Origin of the sequence: Pseudomonas sp. 44 R 15 (assembly GCF_900004965.1) — a bacterium.
GTDB lineage: Bacteria > Pseudomonadota > Gammaproteobacteria > Pseudomonadales > Pseudomonadaceae > Aquipseudomonas > Aquipseudomonas orientalis_A.
In genome coordinates, this window is record NZ_CVTU01000085.1 from 81,438 (window position 1) to 106,651 (window position 25,214).

22 protein-coding genes and 1 pseudogene are annotated in these 25,214 nt (G+C 62.0%); 14 read left to right on the forward strand and 9 right to left on the reverse strand.

Features of this window, described 5'->3' with window-relative positions; translation table 11 throughout:
• The first annotated feature begins 16 nt into the window (after nt 1–16).
• The 12 genes from BFP93_RS10915 to BFP93_RS10970 all read left to right on the forward strand — a co-directional run bounded on the left by BFP93_RS10915 (nt 17) and on the right by BFP93_RS10970 (nt 15,581).
• Nucleotides 17–511 (forward strand): DUF1543 domain-containing protein, encoded by a 495-nt coding sequence (locus BFP93_RS10915; RefSeq protein WP_065887452.1) that lies wholly within the window; start codon nt 17–19, stop codon nt 509–511.
• Nucleotides 512–625: 114 nt separating this feature from the next.
• The gene (locus tag BFP93_RS10920) at nt 626–907 is read left to right on the forward strand and encodes a peptidylprolyl isomerase (protein ID WP_065887453.1); all 282 of its coding nucleotides are present in this window, start codon (nt 626–628) and stop codon (nt 905–907) included.
• 129 nt (nt 908–1,036) lie between these two features.
• Nucleotides 1,037–2,896: an extracellular solute-binding protein gene (locus BFP93_RS10925; protein ID WP_065893085.1), complete on the forward strand. Its 1,860-nt coding sequence runs from the start codon at nt 1,037–1,039 to the stop codon at nt 2,894–2,896.
• Nucleotides 2,896–3,954: a microcin C ABC transporter permease YejB gene (locus BFP93_RS10930; protein ID WP_065893086.1), complete on the forward strand. Its 1,059-nt coding sequence runs from the start codon at nt 2,896–2,898 to the stop codon at nt 3,952–3,954. The genes BFP93_RS10925 and BFP93_RS10930 overlap by 1 nt, the downstream gene beginning before the upstream one ends.
• Entirely contained in the window at nt 3,954–4,976 is a 1,023-nt protein-coding gene (locus tag BFP93_RS10935) for an ABC transporter permease (protein WP_065893087.1), read from the forward strand. The genes BFP93_RS10930 and BFP93_RS10935 overlap by 1 nt, the downstream gene beginning before the upstream one ends.
• A 10-nt stretch (nt 4,977–4,986) precedes the next feature.
• Nucleotides 4,987–6,558 (forward strand): ABC transporter ATP-binding protein, encoded by a 1,572-nt coding sequence (locus BFP93_RS10940; protein ID WP_065893088.1) that lies wholly within the window; start codon nt 4,987–4,989, stop codon nt 6,556–6,558.
• Between the two features lie 154 nt (nt 6,559–6,712).
• A complete protein-coding gene (locus BFP93_RS10945) occupies nt 6,713–8,113 on the forward strand; it encodes a sigma-54 interaction domain-containing protein (RefSeq protein WP_065893089.1) in 1,401 nt (466 codons plus the stop codon).
• Between the two features lie 284 nt (nt 8,114–8,397).
• Nucleotides 8,398–9,789, forward strand: coding sequence for a GntP family permease (locus BFP93_RS10950; protein WP_065893090.1), 1,392 nt, complete (start codon nt 8,398–8,400; stop codon nt 9,787–9,789).
• A 7-nt stretch (nt 9,790–9,796) separates the two neighbouring features.
• Nucleotides 9,797–10,570, forward strand: a complete 774-nt coding sequence (locus BFP93_RS10955; protein WP_065893091.1) for a 3-hydroxybutyrate dehydrogenase — start codon at nt 9,797–9,799, stop codon at nt 10,568–10,570.
• A 59-nt stretch (nt 10,571–10,629) separates the two neighbouring features.
• A complete protein-coding gene (locus BFP93_RS10960; RefSeq protein WP_065893092.1) occupies nt 10,630–12,585 on the forward strand; it encodes an acetoacetate--CoA ligase in 1,956 nt (651 codons plus the stop codon).
• A gap of 139 nt (nt 12,586–12,724) precedes the next feature.
• The gene (locus BFP93_RS10965) at nt 12,725–15,262 is read left to right on the forward strand and encodes a PAS domain-containing protein (RefSeq protein ID WP_065893093.1); all 2,538 of its coding nucleotides are present in this window, start codon (nt 12,725–12,727) and stop codon (nt 15,260–15,262) included.
• Nucleotides 15,263–15,305: 43 nt separating this feature from the next.
• A complete protein-coding gene (locus tag BFP93_RS10970) occupies nt 15,306–15,581 on the forward strand; it encodes a peptidylprolyl isomerase (RefSeq protein ID WP_010564624.1) in 276 nt (91 codons plus the stop codon).
• Nucleotides 15,582–15,702: 121 nt separating this feature from the next.
• Here BFP93_RS10970 and BFP93_RS10975 read toward each other — a convergent pair whose 3' ends face one another.
• From BFP93_RS10975 to BFP93_RS11010, 8 genes are all read right to left on the reverse strand, one after another.
• Nucleotides 15,703–16,608: a sugar kinase gene (locus tag BFP93_RS10975; RefSeq protein ID WP_065893094.1), complete on the reverse strand. Its 906-nt coding sequence runs from the start codon at nt 16,606–16,608 to the stop codon at nt 15,703–15,705.
• A 109-nt stretch (nt 16,609–16,717) separates the two neighbouring features.
• Nucleotides 16,718–17,926 carry an amino acid deaminase gene (locus tag BFP93_RS10980; RefSeq protein ID WP_065893095.1) on the reverse strand — a complete coding sequence of 403 codons (1,209 nt, stop codon included), beginning with the start codon at nt 17,924–17,926 and terminating at the stop codon, nt 16,718–16,720.
• A gap of 9 nt (nt 17,927–17,935) precedes the next feature.
• A complete protein-coding gene (locus tag BFP93_RS10985) occupies nt 17,936–18,700 on the reverse strand; it encodes an IclR family transcriptional regulator (RefSeq protein WP_065887465.1) in 765 nt (254 codons plus the stop codon).
• A 168-nt stretch (nt 18,701–18,868) separates the two neighbouring features.
• Nucleotides 18,869–19,258 carry a RidA family protein gene (locus BFP93_RS10990; RefSeq protein ID WP_010210958.1) on the reverse strand — a complete coding sequence of 130 codons (390 nt, stop codon included), beginning with the start codon at nt 19,256–19,258 and terminating at the stop codon, nt 18,869–18,871.
• Nucleotides 19,259–19,273: 15 nt separating this feature from the next.
• Nucleotides 19,274–20,056, reverse strand: a complete 783-nt coding sequence (locus BFP93_RS10995; RefSeq protein ID WP_065893096.1) for an amino acid ABC transporter ATP-binding protein — start codon at nt 20,054–20,056, stop codon at nt 19,274–19,276.
• Entirely contained in the window at nt 20,053–20,715 is a 663-nt protein-coding gene (locus tag BFP93_RS11000; RefSeq protein ID WP_065893097.1) for an amino acid ABC transporter permease, read from the reverse strand. The genes BFP93_RS10995 and BFP93_RS11000 overlap by 4 nt, the downstream gene beginning before the upstream one ends.
• Before the next feature lie 11 nt (nt 20,716–20,726).
• Nucleotides 20,727–21,389, reverse strand: coding sequence for an amino acid ABC transporter permease (locus tag BFP93_RS11005; RefSeq protein ID WP_017737242.1), 663 nt, complete (start codon nt 21,387–21,389; stop codon nt 20,727–20,729).
• A gap of 52 nt (nt 21,390–21,441) precedes the next feature.
• Nucleotides 21,442–22,290, reverse strand: a complete 849-nt coding sequence (locus tag BFP93_RS11010; RefSeq protein WP_065893098.1) for a transporter substrate-binding domain-containing protein — start codon at nt 22,288–22,290, stop codon at nt 21,442–21,444.
• 278 nt (nt 22,291–22,568) lie between these two features.
• On the opposite strand from BFP93_RS11010, the gene BFP93_RS11015 reads away from it, so the two are divergent.
• Both BFP93_RS11015 and BFP93_RS27385 read left to right on the forward strand, forming a co-directional pair.
• Entirely contained in the window at nt 22,569–22,817 is a 249-nt protein-coding gene (locus tag BFP93_RS11015) for a hypothetical protein (protein ID WP_065893099.1), read from the forward strand.
• A gap of 73 nt (nt 22,818–22,890) precedes the next feature.
• Nucleotides 22,891–23,172, forward strand: a pseudogene (locus BFP93_RS27385) (thioredoxin family protein); the annotation flags it as partial.
• A gap of 28 nt (nt 23,173–23,200) precedes the next feature.
• On the opposite strand, the gene BFP93_RS11020 reads toward BFP93_RS27385, so the two are convergent.
• Entirely contained in the window at nt 23,201–24,769 is a 1,569-nt protein-coding gene (locus BFP93_RS11020) for a TerC family protein (protein WP_065893100.1), read from the reverse strand.
• Nucleotides 24,770–25,214 lie beyond the last annotated feature (445 nt).

The following is a 25,214-nucleotide window of genomic DNA, read 5'->3' on the forward strand; positions in this document are numbered from 1 at the left end:
CCAGGAATCACTCGCAATGCTGTTTGTTGTCATGCTCGGGGGCAAGCACCCCAGGGCCCGGATCGAAGTACACGATGTGGCGTTTGCCGTGGCGGATACCCTGCAGGCCACCTACCCGCAATTGCGCGACGCCTGGTTTGGCAGCCCCAAGGGCGTGCATATCGATTCGTGGATGGCGGTCGAGGGTGTCGACGGCTGGCAGGTCCAATTCAGCCAACTGGCGCCGCACGGTGATGCGCCGCACTTGTATTTCATCAACCTCGGCGGCTATGAGGCCAACAGTTTTGGCGAGGCCCATCACTACCTGTTGCTGGTCGCGCGCGACAAACGCGAAGCCATGAGCAAGGGCAAGCAGCACCTGTTGCGCCACTGGTCCCAGGCCCACACCGACGCGGTCATGGATATCGACGATTGTCTGCCCATCGACCTGGTGGACGGCCGCTACATCCATCTGGTCAAGGGCCCGCACGCCCCCATCGTCCAGCAGAACGACTACATCGTTTTGGCCTGAAACCCGCAGGCCAGGCCGTTCTTCAGCCGCTCAGGCACGCCGGTGGAACTTTGCCGGGAAATAACCGCCTGAATCCGGTAGGCTCACCGTTTTTCACTTAAGGAGTTATTTTCCATGGCCAAAGCCACCGCCCGCCACATCCTCGTTTCCACTGAAGACAAGTGCAACGAACTCAAGGCCCAGATCGAAGGCGGCGCTGATTTCGCCGAAGTCGCCAAAGCCAACTCCAGCTGCCCGTCCAGCCGTCAAGGCGGTGACCTGGGTTCGTTCGGCCCAGGCCAGATGGTCAAGGAATTCGACAGCGTCGTCTTCAGCGCCCCGGTCAATACCGTACAAGGCCCGGTGAAAACCCAGTTCGGTTATCACCTGCTGGAAGTCACCAGCCGCCAGGACTGATCGGTCCGTGCTGATGCTGTAAACAACGGCCCGCCATTTGGTGGGCCGTTGTGCATGTGATGACTGACGACGCTTAAGCCGTTAACGTACCGCTCTCCCTTTCATGTTCATCCGCGCTCAAGGCTGATAATGCGACTGGCTTTTCCAAAACTGTTCAGCATCACCCTGGTCCTGTTCATGACAGGCACCGCCGTGATCGCGGCGCCACAAACGTCCCTCACGGTGTACGGCGAGCCGGCCAAATACCCCGACGGCTTCAGCCATTTCGACTATACCAACCCGGATGCGCCCAAGGGCGGGACCCTGCGCCGCTCGGCCATCGAGATCGGGCGCTTCGACCATGTGTTGCCGTATATCGACAAAGGCATCGGCGTTTCCCAGGTTGACGGCTGGCTGTACTCACCACTGGCCCAGCGCTCCCTGGACGAGCCCTACACCGTCTACGGCCTGGTTGCCGAGAAAATGGAGCGCGCCGATGACGGTCTGTCGCTGCGTTTTTTCCTCAACCCCAAGGCACGCTTTGCCGACGGCAAACCGATCACCGCCGAAGATGTGCGCTACAGCTTCGACTTGCTGATGACCCAAGGCAGCCTGCGTTTTCGCACGTTGTTCGCCGACGTCAAGCACGTCGAAGTCGAAGGTGAGCGCCAGGTCCGCTTCGATTTTTCCAGCAATGAAAACCGCACCCTGCCCCTGGATATCGCCACCCTGCCGGTCTTCCCGGAGCATTGGTGGAAGACCCGCGACTTCGCCAACGGCGGCGGTTATGAAGCGCCATTGGGCAGCGGCCCCTACACCGTCAGCAAGATCGACTCCGGCAGCACCATCACGTTTACCCGCGACCCGAATTGGTGGGGCAAGGACTTGCCCGTCAGCCGTGGCCTGTACAACTTCGATCACCTGAGCCTGGAGTATTTCGGCGACACCGAAGTGGCGCGCCAGGTCTTGCGCGGCGGCGCCTACGATTTCAACCGCGAATTTTCCGCCACCGGTTATTCCATCGGCTACAACGGTCCGGCCCTGGACGATGGTCGCCTGCAGCGCGCGCACTTGGCCAAGGAGATGCCGCAACCGGCCCAAGGTTATGTGTTCAACGTGCAAAAACCGATGTTCAAGGATCGCCGCGTACGCCAGGCGCTGGCGATGCTGTGGGACTTCGAATGGGCCAACCGGCAGATGATGCGCACTATGTATATCCGCCAGCAGAGTTTTTTCTCCAATAGCCCGCTGGCGGCCAGTCAACCGCCGACCAAGGAGGAACTGGCGATTCTTGAACCCTTGCGCGGCCAGGTGCCCGACGAGGTGTTCACCCAGGTGTTCAAGGCCCCGGTCACCGACGGCAGCGGCATGATCCGCGACAAACAGCTGCAAGCCCTGGCGCTATTGGAGGAAGCCGGCTGGAAACCGGACGGTGATAAACTGGTGAATGCCGAGGGCGAGCCGCTGGAGTTCACGTTCCTCAACACACAGAACGGCCTCGAACGTCTGCTGCTCCCTTACAAGCGTAACCTGGCGCAGATCGGTATTACCTTGAATATCCGTCGTATCGATTCTTCGCAGTACGTGAACCGGATCATGTCCCGGGACTACGACATGATCGTCGCCGGCTTCCCCGTCACCACGTCGCCCGGCATGGAGCTGTACAACTACTTCGGCTCGACCGCCGCCTTTGACCCCGGCGCGAATAACTACATGGTCCTCCAGGACCCGGCCGTCGACAGCCTGGTCAAGGGCCTGGTCAAGGCCGACACCCAGGCGCAGATGCTCACCTACGCCCATGCGCTGGACCGGGTGCTGCAATGGAATTACCTGTGGATCCCCAATTACTACCCGCCGGGCACCTCTGCCGCGTGGTGGAACCGCTTCGGCCGCCCGGCCATCGAGGCGAAGAACGACGAAGCCCTGGAAACCTGGTGGGAAATCAGCCCCACGCCGCTGACCAACGAGCAAATGAACGCTGAACTGAAAAAACGCGGAGGTGCGCGCTGATGTTTGCCTATATCGTGCGGCGCCTGCTGCTGATCATCCCGACCCTGGTGATTATCCTGCTGGTGAATTTCGTGATCGTGCAGGCCGCGCCGGGCGGGCCGGTCGAACAAGCCATTGCCCACCTGCAAGGCATCGGCGGGGGCGGTGTCGCAGGCGCTGCCGGGGAAAGCATCAGCGGCTCGCGAGCCAGCCGCGGCCTGGACCCGAAACTGATCAAGGACATCGAAAAGCAGTACGGCTTCGACAAGCCTGCGCCGGAACGCCTGTGGCTGATGCTCAGGAGCTACGCCCGACTGGACTTCGGCAACAGCTTCTTTCGCGGCGCAACGGTGATCGACCTGATCCTGGAAAAGATGCCTGTGACCATTTCCCTCGGTTTGTGGGCCACCTTGATTACTTACCTGGTATCTATTCCCCTGGGGATACGCAAGGCGGTGCGCCATGGCAGCAGCTTTGATGTATGGAGCAGCACCGCCATCGTGATCGGCTATGCCATGCCGGCGTTCCTGTTCGCGATGTTCCTGATCGTGGTGTTTGCCGGTGGCACTTCGCTGAACTGGTTCCCGGTGCGCGGCCTGGTGTCGGAGAATTTCGAAGAACTGAGCACCGTGGGCAAGATCGCCGACTATTTCTGGCACCTGGTATTGCCGGTCACGGCGCTGGTGATCGGCGGGTTCGCCACCCTGACCATCCTCACCAAGAACTCGTTCCTCAACGAAATCACCCGGCAGTACGTGGTGACCGCGCGCGCCAAGGGTTTGAGCGAACGTCGCGTGCTCTACGGCCATGTGTTTCGCAACGCGATGCTGCTGGTGATTTCCGGGATTCCCCAAGCGTTCATCAGCGTGTTCTTCGCCGGTTCGCTGCTGATCGAGGTGATCTTTTCCCTCGATGGCCTGGGCCGCATGAGCTATGAGGCAGCGGTGTCGCGGGATTACCCGGTGGTGTTTGGTTCGCTGTTTATCTTTACCCTGTTCGGCCTCTTGATAAAACTCATCGGCGACCTCTGCTACACCCTGGTGGACCCGCGTATCGACTTTGCCGCGAGGAACGCCTGATGCTCAATCTGTCTCCCGTGGCGCGCCGGCGTTTCGAGCGATTCAAGAGGAACCGTCGCGGCTGGTGGTCGCTGTGGCTATTTATCGGCCTGTTCATTCTGACGCTGGGCGGCGAGTTGATCGCCAATGACAAGCCCCTGGTGCTCAGCTTCAAGAACGAGCTGTATTTTCCCGTGTTCAAGCGCTACACCGAGCAGCAGTTCGGCGGCCAATTGCCGTTCCAGGCCGACTACCGCAGTGACTACGTGCAAAAGCTTATAAAGCAGGACGGCGGCTGGATGCTGTTTCCCCCCATCCCCTTCAGCGACGACACCCCCAACTACGAATTGACCCGCCCTGCCCCCAGCCCGCCGTCGACGGTGAACTGGCTGGGCACCGATGACCAGTCGCGGGATGTGCTGGCGCGAGTCATCTTCGGCGCGCGCGTGTCGATCCTGTTTGCCCTGGCGTTGACCGCGATCAGCGCAGCCATCGGCATCGCCGCCGGCGCGTTGCAGGGTTACTACGGCGGCTGGGTGGACTTGCTCGGCCAACGCATCCTGGAAGTGTGGTCGGGCCTGCCGGTGCTGTACCTGCTGATTATCCTGTCGGGGTTCGTCGAGCCGAATTTCTGGTGGCTGCTGGGGATCATGGCGCTGTTTTCCTGGCTGGCCCTGGTGGACGTGGTGCGCGCCGAGTTCCTGCGCGGGCGCAACCTGGAATACGTCAAGGCCGCACGCGCCCTGGGCCTGGGCGACGGCAAGATCATCGCCCGGCATATCCTGCCCAATGCCATGACCGCGACCTTGAGCTACCTGCCGTTCATCCTGACCGGGGCGATTTCGACCTTGAGCGCCCTGGACTTCCTCGGCTTCGGCATGCCGGCCGGCAGTGCTTCGCTGGGTGAGTTGATTGCCCAGGGCAAGCAGAACCTGCAAGCGCCGTGGCTGGGCCTGACGGCATTTTTCACCCTGGCGCTGATCCTGTCGCTGCTGGTATTTATCGGCGAGGCGTTGCGTGATGCCTTCGACCCTCGCTCATGAGTGATCGCGTATGAACCTGATTGAAATCCGTGACCTGAGCGTGGCGTTCGGCGACCAGACCGTGGTGCGCAAGGTGAGCCTGGACGTACGCCCAGGCGAATGCCTGGCGTTGGTGGGCGAGTCGGGCTCGGGCAAATCCGTGACCGCCCATTCGATCCTGCAATTGCTGCCCGAAGCCGGCGCGCACAGTACAGGCTCGGTGAAGTACCGCGGCCAGGAGTTGATGGGCGCGTCACCTGCGGCCCTGCAAAAGCTGCGCGGCAACCGCATTGCCATGATCTTCCAGGAGCCGATGACCTCGCTGAACCCGCTGCACACGGTCGAAAAGCAGATCGGCGAGACCCTGCTGCTGCACAAGGGCCTGGGCGGCAAGGCGGCGCAGGCGCGCATCCTCGAGCTGCTCGAGCTGGTGGGCATCCAGAAACCCCGGGAGCGGCTGAAGGCCTATCCCCATCAACTCTCCGGTGGCCAGCGCCAGCGGGTGATGATCGCCATGGCCCTGGCCTGCGAGCCGGAACTGCTGATTGCCGACGAACCCACCACCGCGCTGGACGTGACCGTGCAGCGCAAGATCCTGCTGTTGCTCAAGTCCCTGCAGCAACGCCTGGGCATGTCACTGCTGCTGATCAGCCATGACCTCAACCTGGTGCGCAGCATTGCCCAGCGGGTGTGCGTGATGCGCGCCGGGGAGATCGTCGAGCAGGCCGATTGCCAGACGCTGTTCACGTCGCCTCAACATCCTTACAGCCGCCTGCTGCTGGACGCCGAACCTTCGGGCGATGCGCTGTGCGGTGAGGAGCGCGAGACGGTCTTGCAGGTCGATGACCTGACCGTGCAGTTTCGCCTCGGCGGCGGGTTGTTTCGGCCCAAGACCTACCTGTGCGCGGTGGACGGCATCAGCCTGAGCGTGCAACGGGGCAAGACCCTGGGGATTGTCGGCGAGTCCGGCTCGGGCAAGTCCACCCTCGGCCAGGCGATTCTGCGCTTGCTGGACTCCAGCGGCAGCATCCGCTTCCAGGGCCAGGCCCTCGACCCGCTCAACCATCAGCAGATGCGGCCGTGGCGCAAGCAGATGCAGGTGGTCTTCCAGGACCCCTATGGCAGCCTCAGCCCACGCATGTCGGTACAGCAGATCATCAGCGAAGGCCTGGAAGTGCATGCCCCGTGCAGCCTCGACGCGCGCGAAGCGCAGGTGATCCAGGTACTCAAGGATGTAGGCCTGGACCCCGCCAGCCGCCATCGCTACCCCCATGAGTTTTCCGGCGGCCAGCGGCAACGTATCGCCATTGCGCGTGCGCTGGTGCTCAGGCCCGCGCTGATGCTGCTGGATGAACCCACCTCGGCGCTGGACCGTACGGTGCAAAAACAAGTGGTGGCCTTGCTGCGCGAACTGCAGGAGAAATACGGCCTGACTTACCTGTTCATCAGCCATGACCTGGCGGTGGTGCGTGCAATGGCCCACGATATGATCGTGGTCAAGGACGGCAAGGTGGTGGAGCGCGGTGCCAGTCATGATGTATTTGAGTCGCCGCAGCACCCGTATACAAAAGAATTGCTGGCGGCCGCGCACATCCCGTTGTGAGATTGTTCCCACGCTCTGCGTGGTAACACAGCCAAGGACGCTCCGCGTCCCGCCAGGCACGCAAGTCCCCACGCCTTGTGCCATGTGACGCGGAGCGTCACGGGAGGCATTCCCACGCAGAGCGTGGGAACGATCATTAACAGGATTTGTACCCATGAGTACCAGCCTCAAGGATTACCAACAGGTTCGTGGCCTGGCCATCCAGTCGCTGTTCGAGATCATCGAGCAGTCCAGCGAAGGCACGGTGATTGTCGATCGCGACGCGAATATCGTCTGGATGAACGAACGCTACGCCAGGCGTTTCGGCCTGCAGAGCGCCGAACAGGCCATCGGCCAACCCTGCGAGCAGGTGATCTCCAATAGCCTGCTGCGCCAGGTGGTGCGCAATGACCGGCCGATCCTGCTGGATATCCAGGACACACCCAAGGGCCCGCTGGTGGTGATGCGCCTGCCGATCCACGACGAAGCCGGCGCGGTGATCGGTGCGATCGGGTTTGCGTTGTTCGATGAGCTGCGCAACCTGTCGCCGCTGATCGAGCGCTACCTGAGCCTGCAGCAGGAGCTGGCGTCCACCCGTTCGCTGTTGCGCTCGCGGCAAAGCAAATACAACTTCGCGCACTTTATCGGCACCAGCGCCGCCAGCCTTGACGTCAAGCGCCGCGCGCGGCGCAGTGCGAGCGCCGAGTCGCCGGTGCTGCTGCTGGGCGAAACCGGCACCGGCAAGGAACTGCTCGCCCAGGCCATCCATGGTGCGTCGCCTCGCGCCCATAAAGCGTTCGTCAGCATCAACAGCGCGGCGATTCCCCACGATCTGCTTGAGGCTGAATTTTTCGGCACCGCACCGGGCGCGTTCACCGGCGCCGACCGCAAGGGCCGGCCGGGCAAGTTCCAGATCGCCCAGGGTGGCACGCTGTTTCTGGATGAAATCGGCGATATGCCGATGCCCCTGCAAAGCAAGTTATTGCGGGTGCTGCAGGAAAAGGAATTCGAGCCGGTGGGTTCCAATGAGATGCTGCACAGCGATGTGCGGGTGATTGCCGCCACCTCCATGGACCTGGAGGCGGCGATCAAGCGTGGCGAATTCCGTGCAGACCTGTATTACCGCCTCAATGTCCTGCCGATCCAGGTACCGCCGTTGCGTGAACGGCTGGAGGACATCCCCGCGCTGAGCGAGGCGATTCTGGAAGAACTGCGCAGCCGCCACGAGTTAAGCCCTGAAGCGCTGACACTGTTGGCCCGGCACGCCTGGCCGGGCAATATCCGCGAGCTGCGCAATGTGCTCGAGCGGGCGGCGTTGTTGAGTGATGACCTGGTGTTGAGTGCCGGGGAGATTCGTGCGGCGATCGGTACGTTCAGCCCGGTGGCACGCGGTGCGGTGGCCACGGTTGAGGGTGAGACGTTTGCGGCGGCGCGGGCGCGGTTCGATCGACAGTTGATCGGTGAGGCCTTGCAGGCGTGCGCGGGGAATGTGGTGGAGGCTGCCAAGCGGCTGGGGCTGGGGCGGTCGACGCTGTACAAGAAAATGATCGCCCTTGGCCTAACTCAGTCTCCCTAAAGAGACAGTGATCTCAATATAAAGACAATCCAATGTGGGAGGGGGCTTGCCCCCGATAGCAGTGTGTCAGGCTGAGCACATAGACCTGATACACCGCCATCGGGGGCAAGCCCCCTCCCACATTTGAGCTGTGTTTGTCTCCAGATCGAGATATGACCTGAAGAACTTGACGAAAACCCAATAAATAACCTTGTATTTCAACACGTTAAATACTTGGCACACATCTCGCTATACCTCCCCCAAAGCCCCACCCCACAACAATAACAATCCGATGGAGACACACCATGAGTGTGATCATTGCCCTGGCAGCCCTGGCGCTGCTGATGCTGGCTGCCTACCGTGGCTACAGCGTCATCCTGTTTGCCCCAATCGCCGCCCTCGGCGCGGTGCTGCTCACCGACCCGTCCGCTGTCGCCCCGGCCTTTACCGGGGTGTTCATGGAAAAGATGGTCGGCTTTATCAAGCTGTATTTCCCGGTGTTCCTGCTCGGCGCGGTATTCGGCAAGCTGATCGAGCTGTCGGGCTTTTCGCGCTCGATTGTCGCCGCCGCCATTCGTGTGCTCGGTACGCGCCAGGCGATGCTGGTGATCGTGCTGGTCTGCGCCCTGCTCACCTACGGCGGTGTGTCGCTGTTCGTGGTGGTATTTGCGGTGTACCCGTTTGCGGCGGAGATGTTCCGCCAGAGCAATATCCCCAAGCGCCTGATCCCGGCCACCATCGCCCTCGGTGCGTTTTCGTTCACCATGGACGCCCTGCCCGGCACGCCGCAGATCCAGAACATCATCCCCAGCACCTTCTTCAACACCACCGCGTGGGCGGCGCCGTGGCTGGGGCTGATCGGCACGATCTTCGTGTTCTGCGCCGGCATGCTGTACCTGGCACGCCAGCGCAACAAGGCCCAGCACGCAGGTGAAGGCTATGGCACCGAGCTGCGCAACGAACCGGAAACCGCCGAAAACCTGACCCTGCCCAACCCCTGGGTCGCGCTGTCGCCGCTGATTCTGGTGGGGGTGATGAACCTGCTGTTCACCCACTGGATCCCGCAGTGGTACGGCAAGACCCACAGCCTCAGCCTGCCCGGCATGAGCACCCCGGTGACCACCGACATCGCCAAGCTCACGGCGATCTGGGCGGTGCAGGCGGCGTTGCTGGTGGGGATTATCGTGGTGCTGGTGTTCGGCTTCTCGGCGATCAAGAGCAAGCTGGCCGAAGGCAGTAAAAGTGCAGTCAGCGGCGCGCTGCTCGCCGCCATGAACACCGCCTCGGAATATGGCTTTGGTGCGGTAATTGCGTCGTTGCCGGGCTTTCTGGTGCTGGCGGACTGGCTCAAGGGCATCCCCAACCCGCTGGTCAACGAAGCCATTACCGTGACCCTGCTGGCGGGGATTACCGGCTCCGCGTCCGGCGGCATGAGCATCGCCCTGGCGGCCATGTCCGAGAGCTTTATTTCAGCGGCCCATGCGGCCAATATCCCCCTTGAAGTGCTGCACCGGGTCGCGGCCATGGCCAGCGGCGGCATGGACACCCTGCCCCACAACGGCGCGGTGATCACGCTGCTGGCGGTGACCGGGCTGACTCACCGCGAAGCCTACAAGGACATTTTCGGCATCACGATCATCAAGACCCTCGCGGTGTTCGTGGTGATCGGTACTTTCTACGCCACCGGCATTGTGTGAGGTTTTCATGACGACATTGAACGGCAAGACGGCCCTGGTCACCGGCTCCACCAGCGGCATCGGCCTGGGCATTGCCCTGAGCCTGGCCAAGGCCGGCGCCAACCTGATCCTCAACGGCTTCGGTGACGCCGGCGCGGTGATCGCCCAGGTGCAGGCGTTTGGCGGCAAGGTCGGGCATCACCCGGCGGATGTCAGCGACCCGGCGCAGATCGCCGAGATGTTCGCCTATGCCGAGCGGGAGTTCGGCGGCGTCGACATTCTGGTCAACAACGCCGGCATCCAGCACGTGGCAGCGGTGGAAGACTTTCCGGTGGAACGCTGGGACGCGATCATCGCCATCAACCTGTCATCGGTGTTCCACGCCACCCGCCTGAGCCTGCCGGGCATGAAGGCCAGGGGCTGGGGACGCATCGTCAATATTGCCTCGGTGCATGGCCAGGTGGGTTCGGTGGGCAAGGCGGCTTATGTGGCGGCCAAGCACGGGGTCATCGGCCTGACCAAAGTCGTCGGCCTGGAAACCGCCACCAGCAGCGTGACGTGCAATGCCATTTGCCCAGGCTGGGTGCTGACCCCGCTGGTGCAGAAGCAGATAGATGATCGCGTGGCCAGTGGGGTGCAGCCGCAGCAGGCGCAGCAGGATCTGCTGGCGGAGAAGCAGCCGTCGCTGGCGTTTGTGACGCCGTCGCAGTTGGGTGAGTTGGTGTTGTTTTTATGCAGTGAGGCCGGCGCCCAGGTGCGGGGTGCGGCGTGGAATATCGATGGCGGCTGGCTGGCCCAATAACCCCAGACATTGGACTTGCTTCGCCTGACAAACCTCATATAAGAACAAGAGATCTCGCTATGTCCGACACCCTCTGGCAACCCTCCCCCGAACGCATCGCCAACACACGGATGGACCAGTTCCGACGTTTCATCAATGCTCGCCACGACTTGCAGCTCAGCGACTACCCCGCCCTGCACCAATGGAGCATCGACCAGCGCGCGGACTTCTGGCAGGCCATCGTGGCGTTCTTTGACGTGCACTTTCGCAGCCCGCCCAGCGCCACGTTGATCGAAGGCACCGAAATGCCCAGCGCCCAATGGTTTCCCGGCGCGACGTTGAACTTTGCAGAGCACTTGCTGCGCCGTCGCGACGATCACCCTGCCGTGGTTGCCATCAGCGAAGACGGCCAGCGCGAACAACTGACCTACGCCGAGTTGGCCGCCCACGTGGCCGGCCTGCAAAACAGCCTGCGCGCGGCCGGGGTCGGCCTCGGTGACCGGGTGGCCGCGTGCATGCCCAACACCTGGCAAACCCTGGTCGGCATGCTCGCCACCACCAGCCTTGGGGCGATCTGGTCGTGCTCCTCGCCGGATTTCGGTACTCAGGGCGTGATCGACCGATTCGGCCAGATCGAACCCAAGGTGCTGATCACCTGCGCCGGTTATCGCTATGCCGGCAAGACCATCGACCAGAGCGCCAAGCTCAATGAAATCCTCGAACGGCTGCCGTCCCTGGAACAACTGATCATCGTGCCCTACGCCCGCCCGCAGGCGCAGGTCGGCGACTACCTGACCCAGGCCCGGGTCAGGCTGTGGGACGACGTCTACCAGGCCGGCGGCGAGCCTGAGTTTGTCGCGGTGCCGTTCGATCATCCGCTGTATATCCTCTATTCCAGCGGTACTACCGGCGTGCCCAAGTGCATCATTCACGGCAGCGGCGGCGTGTTGCTCACCCACCTCAAGGAACACGGCCTGCACGCCGACCTGTCCCGTGAGGACTGCCTGTTCTACTACACCACCTGCGGCTGGATGATGTGGAACTGGCTGGTGTCGGTGCTGGCGATTGGCGCCACGGCGGTGCTGTATGACGGCTCGCCGTTCCATCCCGGACCCGAGCGTTTGATCGACCTGATCGACGCGGAAAACATCAGTGTGTTCGGCACCAGCCCCAAATTCCTGGTCACCCTGGAGAAAGCCGGGCTGCAGCCACGCCTGAGCCACCACCTGAGCAGTCTCAAGGGCCTGATTTCCACCGGTTCGCCGTTGTCGCCCCAGAGTTACGACTATGTGTACCGCGAGATCAAGGGCGAGCTGTGCCTGTCGTCCATGTCCGGCGGCACCGATATCGTCTCCTGCTTCGTGATCGGCAACCCGGTGCTGCCGGTGCGCCGTGGCGAAATGCAGTGCAAGAGCCTGGGGATGGCCATTGAAGTGTGGGACGACCAGGGCCGGCCGCTGCTCGGCGAAAAAGGCGAACTGGTGTGTACCCGGCACTTTCCGGCCATGCCCATCGGGCTGTGGAACGATCCACAGCAGCACAAACTGCGCGCGTCGTATTTCAGCCAGTTCCCCGGCGTGTGGGCCCAGGGCGACTATGCCGAACAGCGTCCCAATGGCAGCCTGCTGATCCACGGCCGCTCCGACGCAGTGCTCAACCCTGGCGGCGTGCGCATCGGCACCGCCGAGATTTATCGCCAGGTGGAAAAAGTCCCCCAGGTGCTGGAGAGCCTCGCCATCGGCCAGCGCTGGCAGGACGATGTGCGCGTGGTGCTGTTTGTGCGCCTTGACCACGGTGTGCAACTGGATGAGGCGCTGGAGCAGCAGATTCGCCAGGTGATCCGTACCAATACCACGCCGCGCCATGTGCCGGCGAAGATCCTCGCGGTCACGGATATCCCCCGCACCATCAGCGGCAAGATCGTCGAATTGGCAGTGCGCAACGTCGTGCACGGTGAGCCGGTGAAAAACACCGATGCGCTGGCCAATCCCCAGGCGCTCGAGCAATTTCGCGACCGCCCTGAGCTGGCTGGATAGATGAAAGGTTTCAGCGCTGACGCGGCGTTTTTGAAAAAATCCAAAAATGCATGCTATTTTCCGAGGTAGCCACCCGTGGTTCTCTCTAGGGATAATAGGTGTTGTCTTTTTTTCAAAGCGTCAAGCGCAGGGCTTTTTCATGAATGGAACATCCACCGGTAGCGAGGCCGCTGCACTGATCGAGCGGCTGGACTGGGCGCAAAGCCCCCTCGGTGAGGCCAGTGGCTGGCCGCAAAGTCTGCGCACCGCCGTGGATATCGTGGTGCATTCGCCCATGCCGATGCTGCTGCTCTGGGGCGAGCAACTCATCCAGCTCTACAACGATGGCTTCGCCCTGCTGGCCGGCAACAAGCACCCCGACGCCCTCGGCCAGCCGGTACACACCACCTGGCCGGAACTGCAGGGCTTTGCCGCGCCGATCTACGACGCGGTGCTCGGTGGCCAGGTGCGGACCTTCAGCGAGCAATGTTTCGTGCTGCAGCGCAACCAGCGCGACACTGAAATCTGGCTCGACCTGACCTACAGCCCGGTGCGCGATGAAAGCGGCCGCGTGGCCGGCATCCTGGTCACCGCCATCGAAACCAACGAGCGGCGCAGCAAAACCCTCGAATTGCAGCAGCGTTCCGAAGACAGCCTCAAGGCCCAGCACAGCACCGAGCAGCGCCTGCAGCTGGCACTGGCGGCGACCGACGCGGTGGGCACCTGGGACTGGGACATCGGCGAAGACCGCTTTATCGCCGACGCGCATTTCGCTCACTTGCATGGCGTCGACCCGAATGACGCCGGCCTGTTGCCCATCAGCGCCTACCTGCTCGGCGTGCACCCCGAAGACCGTGGCACGGTCACGCGCAGCATCAAGCACTGCATCACCCACGGCACCGAATACGCCGAGGAATACCGCCTGCAGCAAGCCGACGGCCAGGTGCGCTGGGTGTTTGCCCGTGGCCGTTGCTACAAGGACCCGCACGGACGGCCGGCGCGGTTCCTTGGCGCCGCGCTCGACCTCACCGAGCGCAAGCACACCGAACAGGCGCTGCGTCAAAGCCAGACCGAGCTGCAACTGATCATCAACGCCATGCCGGTGTTGATCGGCTACGTCGACCACGAGCAGCGCTTTCGCCTGAACAACAGTGCCTACCTCGACTGGTACGGCCAAACGCCTCAAGAGCTGTACGGCAAGACCATCCGCGAAGTCATCGGCGACGACGTATACGCCGGACGCGCCGACAAGATCGCCGCCGCACTCAACGGCAAGGCGTGCAGTTTCATGACCGTCACGCCGCACCGCGACGGGCGCGCGCGCCATGCCTTGATGAAGTACCTGCCGCGCTTCAGCAACGACGGCTCGGTGAACGGTTTCTACATCTTTGTGATCGACGAGACCGAACGCAAGCTTACCGAAGAAGCCCTGCGCCATCTCAATGAGAACCTCGAAGAACGCGTGGCCCAGCGCACCCAGGCACTGGCCGAGGCCAACCAGCGCCTGCAGAATGAAATGTTCGAACGCGAACGGGCCGAAGACGCCTTGCGCCACGCGCAGAAAATGGAAGCGGTGGGCCAGCTCACGGGCGGTATCGCCCACGACTTCAACAATATGCTCACCGGTATCATCGGCAGCCTGGACCTGATGCAACGCTACATTGCCGACGGCCGCAGCGAGGACATCGGCCGCTTTGCCGATGCCGCCGTGACGTCCGCCCACCGCGCCGCCGCCCTTACCCACCGGCTGCTGGCGTTCTCACGGCGCCAATCGCTGGACCGACGCCCCACCGACCCCAACCAGCTGGTGGCGTCCCTGGAGGATCTCTTTCGCCGCACCAAGGGCGCGCATATCACCCTCACCGTGCAGCTTGGCAAAGACATCTGGCCGGTGAACACCGACGCCAGCCAACTGGAAAACGCCCTGCTCAACCTGGTGATCAACGCCCGCGATGCCATGCCCGACGGCGGCGAACTGCTGATCGAAACCGCCAACAGCTATCTGGACGGCACCGATATCACCACCCTGGAGCCGGTCAAGGCCGGCGACTACGTGATGCTCGGCGTGCGCGACAACGGCAGCGGCATGGCGCCGAAAATCCTCGCCAAGGCCTTCGATCCGTTCTTCACCACCAAACCCATCGGCCAAGGCACCGGCCTGGGCTTGTCGATGATCTACGGCTTCGCCCAACAGTCCGGGGGCCATGTGACTATCCAGAGCGAGCCCGGCCAGGGCACGTGCGTGCGCCTGTACCTGCCACGTCTGCATGGCACCGCGCTGGAAAGCAGCCTGCCGGCCAGCCTGGGCGAAGCCCCGGTGGCCCTGGCCGGAGAGGCCGTGGTGGTGGTCGAGGACGACCCGGCGGTGCGCATGCTGGTGGTCAACGTACTCGACGAACTGGGCTATACCGCTCATCAGGCGGCGGATGCCCGGGCCGCGCTGCCGCTGCTGGAGTCGGACCTGCGCGTGGATTTGCTGGTGACCGACGTCGGCCTGCCGGGCATGAACGGCCGGCAACTGGCAGAAATCGCCCGCCAGCATCGCCCGGGCCTGCGCGTGCTGTTTATGACCGGTTATGCGGAGAAAGCCGCTGAACGCCAGGGCTTCCTGGAGGACGGCATGGACATGGTCGCCAAGCCATTTTCCATCGACCTGCTGGCCACCAAAATCCGCAGCATGATCGGCGTCGAGGCCTGAGTTCAGGCATAATCGCGCGCCGTCGCACACCTGGTAGAGATCAATGAAAGCCCAAGCCCGCCATATCCTGGTGAAGACCAGCGAAGAAGCCGAACAGCTCAAGCAGCGCATTGCCAAGGGCGAAGCGTTTGACGTGCTCGCCAAGAAATACTCCACCTGCCCGTCGGGCAAGCGTGGCGGTGATCTGGGAGAGGTGCGGCCCGGGCAGATGGTAGGGGTGATCGATGCGGTGATCTTCAAGAAGCCGGTGAAGGTGGTGCATGGGCCGATCAAGAGCAAGTTTGGCTATCACCTGGTGCAGGTGTTTTACCGGGATTGAGGGGGTTGGCTTTACACCGCTATCGGGGGCAAGCCCCCTCCCACATTGGGCTGCATTCTTGCAGTTAAAACGCGGTTAACTGTGGGAGGGGGCTTGCCCCCGATCCGCCACAGGCGGCCATTCACCTCGGTATCAGCGCCCCCGACACCTGAATCACCCGACTCGCCAGCCGATGCCCCGCCAACGCCGCCGCTTGCGGCGACCCACCCTTGAGCCGCCCGGCCAGGTACGCCGCACTGAACGAATCCCCCGCCGCCGTGGTGTCCACCACCTTCTCCACCTTCAATGCCGGCACGGCAAAACGCTCCCCCGCGCAACGAATCAAACACGCATCCGCCCCGCGCTTGAGCACCACCTCGGCAATCGCTGGATAGGCTGCAAACACCTGCTCGCTGTCCTCATAGCCAAACAGCGCGCGCTCGTCATCCTCGGTCAACAAGGCGATATCCACTTCGGCCAACACCTTGCGATAAGCCTCACGCGCCGCGTCCACATCGGCCCATAGCCGTGGCCGGTAGTTGTTATCGAACACCACCTTCCCGCCCCGGCGGCGGGTTTGCACCAGGGTGTCCAGCAAGCGTGCGCGCCCAACCTCACCCAGCACCGCCAGGGTGATGCCGCTGAAATACACCAGGTCATACTCCGGCAACGCCGCCAGGATCGGCTCGGCCGCAGGCGTGGTGAAGCAATCGCGCACGGCCGCTTCGTTGCGCCAGTAGAGAAACTTGCGCTCGCCATTGGCGTCGGTCTGAATGCAATACAAGCCCGGCAGGCGTCCGGGCAGGCGCTGGACCATGCCCAGGCCGATGCCCTCGGCTTGCCACTGCGCACACATTGAGTCGCTGAAGCTGTCGTCGCCCAGGGCGGTGACGTAGTCGACGCTGCCGATATCGCCCAGTTCGCGGCGCAGGTACACGGCGGTGTTCAGGGTATCGCCGCCGAAGCTCTGGTGCAGGCTGCCATCGGCGCGGTGTTGCAGTTCGATCATGCATTCGCCGATGAGGGCGATGCGCGGTTGGGTGGTCATGGCTGATTTCTCGGTGGGGCTGATGGCCTCATCGGGGTCAAGCCCCCTCCCACATTTGGAATGCATTCCCCTGTGGGAGGGGGCTTGCCCCCGATAGGCGCGACTCGGTCTAGAAGCAGGTACGCAGGGTCTCGATCACCCGCAGTTGCTCATCCACCAGGCAACCCACCTGCCACTTGTCGAACGTCAGGCAGGGATGGGAAGTACCCAGCGAAATGATGTCGCCAATGCGCAGTTCAACCCCCGGCGCCACGATCATGAACGCATGCTGGTCCATCACGGCGGTCACCTGGCACGCGCTCACATCATCGCCCTCGGCCGGCACGATGCCGGCCTTGTAGCGTTTGAGCGGCACCGGCAGACCGGCGTCGTAGGCCACGTCGCGCTTGCCCAGGGCGATCACCGCAAAGCCGGGTTCGGGCAACGATTGCACATGGGCCCAGACTTCCAGCGCCGGGCGCAGGCCTTCGTCGAGGTCGCTGCGACGGTCCAGCACACAGCATTGCGCTTGCTTGTAGATGCCATGGTCGTGGGCCACGTAGCTGCCGGGACGCAACACACTGAGGAAGCGCCCGGCGGCATTCTGTTGCTCGAAGGATTCGGCGATCAGGTCATACCAGGCCGAACCCGATGCGGTGACGATAGGTTTGGGCAGGTCAAAAAAGCCGTTGTCTTGCAGGTCCACCGCCAGGCGTACCAGGCTGGCGGCGAAGTCCCGGATGCCGCTGATGGCGTGCTCGCCGTGGATCACGCCTTCGTAGCCTTCGATGCCGGTCAGGGCCAACGCAGGTTGAGCCTTGATCGCCTTGGCCAATTCGCGCACTTCCTGCTCGCTGCGGCAGCCGCACCGGCCACCGACCACGCCGTACTCGATCATCACGTTCAGGCGCAGGCCACGGGCGGCGAAGAACAGGCCCAGATCTGCGACGTTGTCCGGGTGATCGACCATGCAATGAAAGTCGAAATCCTGATCGGCCAGCAGGTCGGCAATCAACGCCATGTTCGGCGCGCCCACCAACTGGTTGGCCATCAGCACACGGCGCACGCCACCGGCATAGGCGGCGCGGGTCTGCACGGCGTTGGCCAGGGTAATGCCCCAGGCTCCGGCAGTGATCTGACGCTGGAACAAGGCGGGCATCATGCTGGTCTTGCCGTGGGGCGCCAACTGCGCGCCGCTGTTGCTGACAAAGTCCTGCATCCAGCGGATGTTGTGTTCCAGGGCTTCGCGGTGCAGCACCAGGGCCGGCAGGCTAACGTCGCGGACCAGATGGGCGCCAATGGCGGCGGCGCCTTTTTCAACGGCATTGAAGGCAGACATGGGAAATTCCTATTCGGTGATGCGCCGGGCCAGGCTGTTGGCGCTGTCGATCAGCACCCGGCGATAGTCGTGGTAGTTTTTGCTCGCATCGGCCCGAGGGGCAACGATGCACAGCGTCGCGATGCTGATGCCCTGGGCGTCGCGCACCGGGGCGGCAAAGCAGTGGGTAAAGGTGTCGGCCACACTGTCGAAGGAGAAGAACCCGTCGAGGGTGGCCTGGCGGATCTGTGCCAGGAAGGTCTCCAGGGGCAGGCGCAGGCCATCCGGCAGGATGAAATCGTCGGGGTCGATCAGGTCGATGATCTGCCGGTCGCTCAAATGCCCCAGCAACAGGCGTCCGGAAGCGGTCCAGGGGATAGGCGCGTTTTCACCGATATCCGACGAAATACGGAAATGCCGCTGGCCTTCGCGCATCAGCGCCACGGTGTACTTGCGCCCGTTGAGCAGGCACATCTGCGCGGTTTCGTGGGTCTGGCTGACGATTTCCTGCAAGGCGTGGTCGGCCTCGCGGGTCAGGTCGAAGTGACGCAGGTGCGCCTGGCCGAGGAAATACAGCTGGCGCCCGAGGTAGACGTGACCGTCCTTGCCCACGGTTTCCAGGATGCGCCGTTCGAGCAGCGAGGCGACCAGTTCATAGACCGTGGACTTGGGGCTGCCGATGCCACTGGCGATATCATTCGGGCGCAGCGGCTGGCCGACCTCCTTGAGAAAATCGAGGATATCGAACGCACGGTCCAGGCCCTTGGCGCGGCGTTTGATGGTGTCTTCGGTCATGGCGGTTCCGGTCCAGTCTTGGGTGTGTGCTACACAGTGATCCCCTGTGGGAGGGGGCTTGCCCCCGATTGCAGTGTGTCAGTCCATACATCTGTTACTGATACACCGCTATCGGGGGCAAGCCCCCTCCCACATTGGAGTTGCTGTGGTCTTGAGAATGGGGCCAATTTAGCCCTTTTTCTTGTAGGCCACGCAATCGATCTCCACCTTGCAATCGACCATCATGTTCGCCTGCACGCAGGCCCGCGCGGGGGCGTGTTCCGGGGTGAAGTATTCACCGAACACCTTGTTGAAACTCCAGAAGTCCCGTGGGTCTTCCAGCCACACGCCGACACGCACCACGTCTTTCAATTCGTAGCCGGCCTCTTCAAGGATCGCCACCACGTTGCGCATGGTTTGGCGGGTTTGCTCGATGATCCCGCCAGTGATGATTTCGCCGTCCACCGCAGGCACCTGGCCTGAGACGTACAACCAGCCGTCCGCTTCCACTGCGCGGGCGAAGGGACGTGGCTGGCCGCCGCCGGCAGTACTGCCGGCACCGTAACGAGTAATGCTCATAAAATAGCTCCTTGATTAAAAACGAATGTTCTTGAGAAATTCCGCCAGTCGCGGCGACTGCGGGCGTTCGAAAATATCCTTGGCGCTGCCCTGCTCTTCAATGCGCCCCTGGTTCATGAAAACGATTTTGTCGGACACTTCATAGGCAAAGCGCATTTCGTGGGTGACCAGCAACATGGTCATGCCCTCCTCCGCCAGTCCCTTGATCACGCTGAGCACTTCGCCTACCAGTTCCGGGTCGAGGGCCGAGGTCACTTCGTCGAAGAGCATCAGGCTGGGGTTCATGGCAATCGCCCGCGCAATCGCCACGCGCTGTTGCTGGCCGCCGGACAACTGACCGGGAAAGTGATTGCGACGCTCCAGAAGTCCCACGCGGTCGAGCCATTTTTCCGCGAGCGACACCGCCTCGTCCTTAGGCATTTTCTTAACTTTCAACAAGCCCAAAGTCACGTTCTGCAAGGCGGTCAAATGCGGGAACAGGTTGAACTGCTGGAACGCCATGCCGGTCATGGCGCGGTGCTGGGCGATCACGCGCTCGGGATGGCGCACGCGCTTGCCGGCCACGTCGCTATAACCAATGGACTCGCCGTCCAGGGTTATCTGCCCGCCCTGGAATTCTTCCAGCAGGTTGACGCAACGCAACAGGGTGGTCTTGCCCGAGCCGCTGGAGCCGATCAGGGTCACCACGTTGCCGCGCTGCAGGCTCAGGTCGACGCCCTTGAGCACTTCCACTGCCCCGTATTGCTTGCGCAGGCCACGAATATTCAGCAGCGGTTCGGTTGTTTGAAGTTGATTCATGGCAAGGCCACCCGCTTTTCTATGTAGCGCCCGAATAATTCAATGGCGTAGTTGATGACAAAGAACATGAAGCCTGCGAACAGGTAGAACTCCAGGGTCATGAAGGTGCGTGCGATGACTTGCTGGGTGCTCAGCAGCAACTCGGCCACGCCGATGACCGAGAGCAGGGTCGAGGCCTTGACGATTTCCGTGGAGGAATTGACCCAGGTCGGCAGGATCTGCCGCAGCGCCTGGGGCAACAGCACGTAGCCCAGGGACTGGTAGAACGTCAGGCCAATCGCCTTGCCCGCTTCCAGTTGCCCACGGGGAATGGCCTGCAGCGCACCGCGCACGATTTCCGCGACGTGGGAGCCACAGAACAGCGTGAGCCCGACGGCGCCGGCCTGGAACGCGCTGATCTGCCAGCCGAGCGCCGGCAGCATGTAGAAACACGCCAACACCAGCACAAACACCGGCGTGCCGCGAATCAGGTCGACATACAGACGGAACGGCGCACGCATCCAGAACTTGCCGTAAGTGAGCACCATCCCGGCGCAGATACCGATCAGGGTGCCGAAGAGAATTGCCAGCGCCGAGCAATAGATACTGGTCTGAAATCCCGCCCACAGCGTCTCCCGGGCAATCCACAATTCATGCAGCCAACTGGGGGATTCGTACATGGAAACCCTCCTTAACGACGAATCGCCAGACGCTGTTCCAGGTAACGGAGCAGCATGGCAATGAGGTAACAGGCAGCCACGTAGAGCGCAGTCGTGACCAGCCAGGTTTCAATCACCCGGTAGCTTTCGACGTTGATCTTGCGGGCGTAGTAGGTCAGCTCCGGCACCGCAATCGCAGCGGCCAGGGACGTGTCCTTGAACAGCGAGATAAAGTTGTTCGACAGCGCCGGCAGCACGTTGCGCAGCATCACCGGCACGGTGATATAGGCGCGGATACGCCACTCACCCAGGCCAATCGCCAAGCCGGCTTCGCGCAGGCCCTTGGGAATGTTCAACAGCCCGGCGCGGAACACTTCGGTCAAATAGGCCCCGGCATACAGCGACAGGGTGATGATGAACGACGGAATTTTATCCAGGCGAATCCCCAGCGACGGCAAGGCGAAGTAGATCAACAGGATCAACACCAGGATCGGCGTGTTGCGCACCACCGTCACGTACACCGAAGCGAAGATGCGCAACGCGCGGTGCCTGGACAGCATGGCAAACGCCATCAGCAGGCCGATCACGCAGCCGATGGCGATCGACAGCAGGGCCAATTGCAGACCCAGGCCGAGACCCGCCAGCAAGGTGTCGAAATCACGCCATACGGCGGCAAAGTTCAACTGATAGTTCATGGTCGGCACTACCTGAATGGGGCGCCATCACGCGCGCCCCGATTGTTGCGGATCACTTGAATTCCACGGGAAAACCAATCGCCGGCTCCGGCAGGTCAACGCCGAACCATTGCTTGAACGAGGCCTTGTAGGTGGGGAATTCGACGCCGGTCATGGCTTCATGCAGCGCGGTATTGACGAAGTTCAGCCAGTCCTGGTCGCCACGCTTGACCGCACACGCGTAGGTCTGCGGGCTCCAGGCGTAGGTCGGGCTGCGATAGCGGCCAGGGTTTTGCACCATCAGGTATTTGACCGAGGACTGATCGGTGGCGGCGGCATCGGCACGACCGGAGTTCACGGCCTGGTACATCAGGTCGACGCTGTCGTACTGGTCGACCTTGGCCTTGGGCAGCGCCTGGTGCACCAATTCCTCGGCATACACGTTCTGCAGCACGGCCACGGTGACGCCATCGCCCGCCGCCTGCAGGTCCTCGATTTCCTTGTACTTGCTGGTGTTCGGCAGCAGCAGGCCGACGCCTTCGCGGTAGTACGGCAGGGTGAAGGCCACCTGCTGCGCACGGCTGGCGGTGACGGTGATGAACTGGCAACTCATGTCGACCTTGTCGGTCAGCAGGTTGGGAATCCGCGCGTCGGACGACTGCACCACGAACTCGACCTTGCTCGGGTCATTGAACAGGCCCTTGGCGACGATGCGGCCAATGTCGATATCGAACCCCTGCAACTTGCCATCCGCTCCCTGGAAGTGCCACGGCGCATTAGTACTGCCTGTACCCACGATCAGGTGCCCACGCTTGAGCACGTCATCGAGTTTGCTGTCCGCCGCCTGCGCGAGGCTGGCGACGCACGCCGAGGCGGCGAAGAGAAAAACACACGCTTTGAACACGGAAGGTCGGTGATGCATGACAAGCACTCCAGGAGATGTGTATTCCGCTATACCGGAACTTGGTATGTAACAACGGAATAGACAGCAGAAAGTGTGCCATATGCTTTCAGGGAAAAATACGCACGAGAGAAATTGTTTATGGATCAGCAGGATAGCGATTGAAGAACGCAGCGGCGTTGCGCCATCACCCCATCAGGCTGCTACCGGTTGCCCCACAACGGTGTTACTGCGCACCAACTGTGGACCGTTGGGCTAACCTGTAGAGCGAGCAAGCCCCTACATGGAGGAACCCCCGGATGAAATTGAGCCTTGGCCTGTTAATGCTGTGCTATCTGGTGGCCGGCAACGCGCTGGCGAGCAACGACCGCCGCGACTGCAAGGAACAACTGCGCAAACTCAAGGAAGCCTTCGACACCAACTACACCAGCCAGAATCACCATGCCTACCGCGAGGCCAAGGCGTCCCGTGACAACGAGGAATACCGAAAATGCGCCAGCCAGGCGCGCAAGGCCCGGGAACGGCTGGAGCGCCAGCCGGACCTGTGAAGGTTGACAGTAGACGGGGCTGAATCACCGGCCTAGCGTTGGCAACAACCAACGCCGTCGACAGGAGATCACCATGGGCGCAGCCACGCGAAATATATCCAGCGCCAAGGACTTCCAGCGCGTACTGAATACACCGCGCCCCGTGTTTATTCTGTTCGTCTCGGAGCACTGCCCGGCCTGCGCCAGTGCAGCCCCGTTGTTCGAACGAGTCGCCTGGCGCCATCCGTGGATAGTCAGCATGGTGCTCGATTGTGCCCATACCCCGAGGCACCCTGACGTCACGGGCACTCCCACGCTGTTGATCTACGAACATGGCGCCAGGGTGGAGCTGCACAAGGGTTTCGGCCCCGTGGAGCAACAACAGCAGTATGTGGACAGCCTGTTCAGTCGCTTTGACCGGAGCAAGGCTGCAAGACCACCTGCGTCACCCGACGCTCTTCAACCGCGGCCACCGTCAATCGCCAGCCTTGATGTTCCAGACTATCGCCTACCACCGGCAGACGATCGAGCAGGCTCATCAGCAGGCCAGCCAGCGTCTGATAATCCTCGGTAGCCACGGCCTTGAAGCCGGTGCGCTGACCGACCTGGCTCAGGTTCAAGGCGCCACTGGCACGAAAACCGTCGCCTTCCTCGACGATATCCGGACCCTCGATTTCACTGGCGTCCGGCAATTCACCGGCGATGGACTCCAGGATGTCGGTCATGCTCAACACCCCCATAAAATCGCCGAATTCGTTGATCACAAAGGCGATGTGCGTGGATTCCTGACGCATCTGTTCCAAGGCGTTGAGGATCGAAAAGCTCTCCAGCAGGTTGATCGCACGGCGTACCAGATGGGCAAGATTCGGCTCGTTGCCGGCCAGGTATTCCTTGAGCAATTCCTTTTTGTGCACGAAACCCAAGGGCTCATCCACCGCGCCGTTACGGATCAACGGCAGCCGCGAGTAGGACGAGTGCATCAGTTTCAGGCGGATGCTCTCAGGATCGTCCGCCAGATCGATACAGTCGACCTTGGCCCGTGGCGTCATCAATGTGCGGATCGGGCGTTCAGCCAGTTGCAGCACGCCGCTGATCATCACGCGCTCACGTCGATCGAACAACGGGCCTTGCGCAGCATCCGACGCGTCCAGCAGGTCGGCCACCTCTTCACCGACCTCCTCCACCGCCAGGCCGCGACCGCCGAGCAGGCGCATCACCGCGTGGGCGGTGCGCTCGCGCACCGGCAATACGCCTTGCGCCGACTTCTTGCGCCGCGAACGGGCGATCTGGTTGAACACTTCAATCAGAATCGAGAAGCCGATCGCCGCGTACAGGTAGCCTTTGGGGATATGAAAGCCCAGGCCTTCGGCAGTCAGCGCGAAGCCGATCATCATCAAAAAGCCCAGGCACAGCATGATCACCGTCGGGTGGGCGTTGACGAAGCGGGTCAGCGGCTTGCTCGCCACGATCATCAGGCCGATGGACACGATCACCGCGATCATCATCACCGCCAGCTCATCGACCATGCCCACGGCGGTAATCACCGCATCCAGGGAGAACACCGCGTCGAGCACCACGATCTGCGCCACGATCGGCCAGAACATCGCATAGGCCACGTTGCCCTTGTGCTGGGCCACATGCCCTTCCAGGCGTTCATGCAACTCCATGGTGGCCTTGAACAACAGGAACACACCGCCAAACAGCATGATCAGGTCACGCCCGGAGAAACTCTTGTCGAACACCTCGAACAGCGGCTGGGTCAGCGTCACCAGCCAGGAAATACTTGCCAGCAGGCCCAGGCGCATCAGCAAAGCCAGGGACAAACCGATCAGCCGCGCACGGTCGCGCTGTTCAGGCGGCAATTTGTCCGCGAGGATCGCGATAAACACCAGGTTGTCGATGCCCAGTACCAGTTCCAGCACAATCAAGGTCGCAAGGCCGAGCCAGGCCGTTGGATCCGCTAACCATTCCATCTATGGGTTCTCTGTATTCAAGTGGTTCAGAATGCCGGACACGGCAAAACGCGGTCACTGGACCGGGACAAGGTTAGTCGACGAAATACGGGGTGTACGAGCGGGAACAGAGACAGCGGGTGTCTTGGGGAAAGACGACTGGGGGGCTCCGAGAGGGTGTTCATGCAAGTCCTGAAATAACGAAAGGACTTGAATCCTACAACCCAAATACAAATTTCCTACAATGCAAAACTATTACAAAACCTGTCCTCCTGACTTATATAAAACCAATGTGGGAGGGGGCTTGCCCCCGATGGCGGCCTCTGGGCCGACCAGGGTGTTGGATTGGAACGAGTACATATCCATTATTTAGGTAACGGCTGCTTAGGGTTCCGCCCTGACGGCGGCTCACTTTTGAAAAGCGCAAAAGTAAGCAAAACGCTCTTGCCCCACCACTCGGCACCTC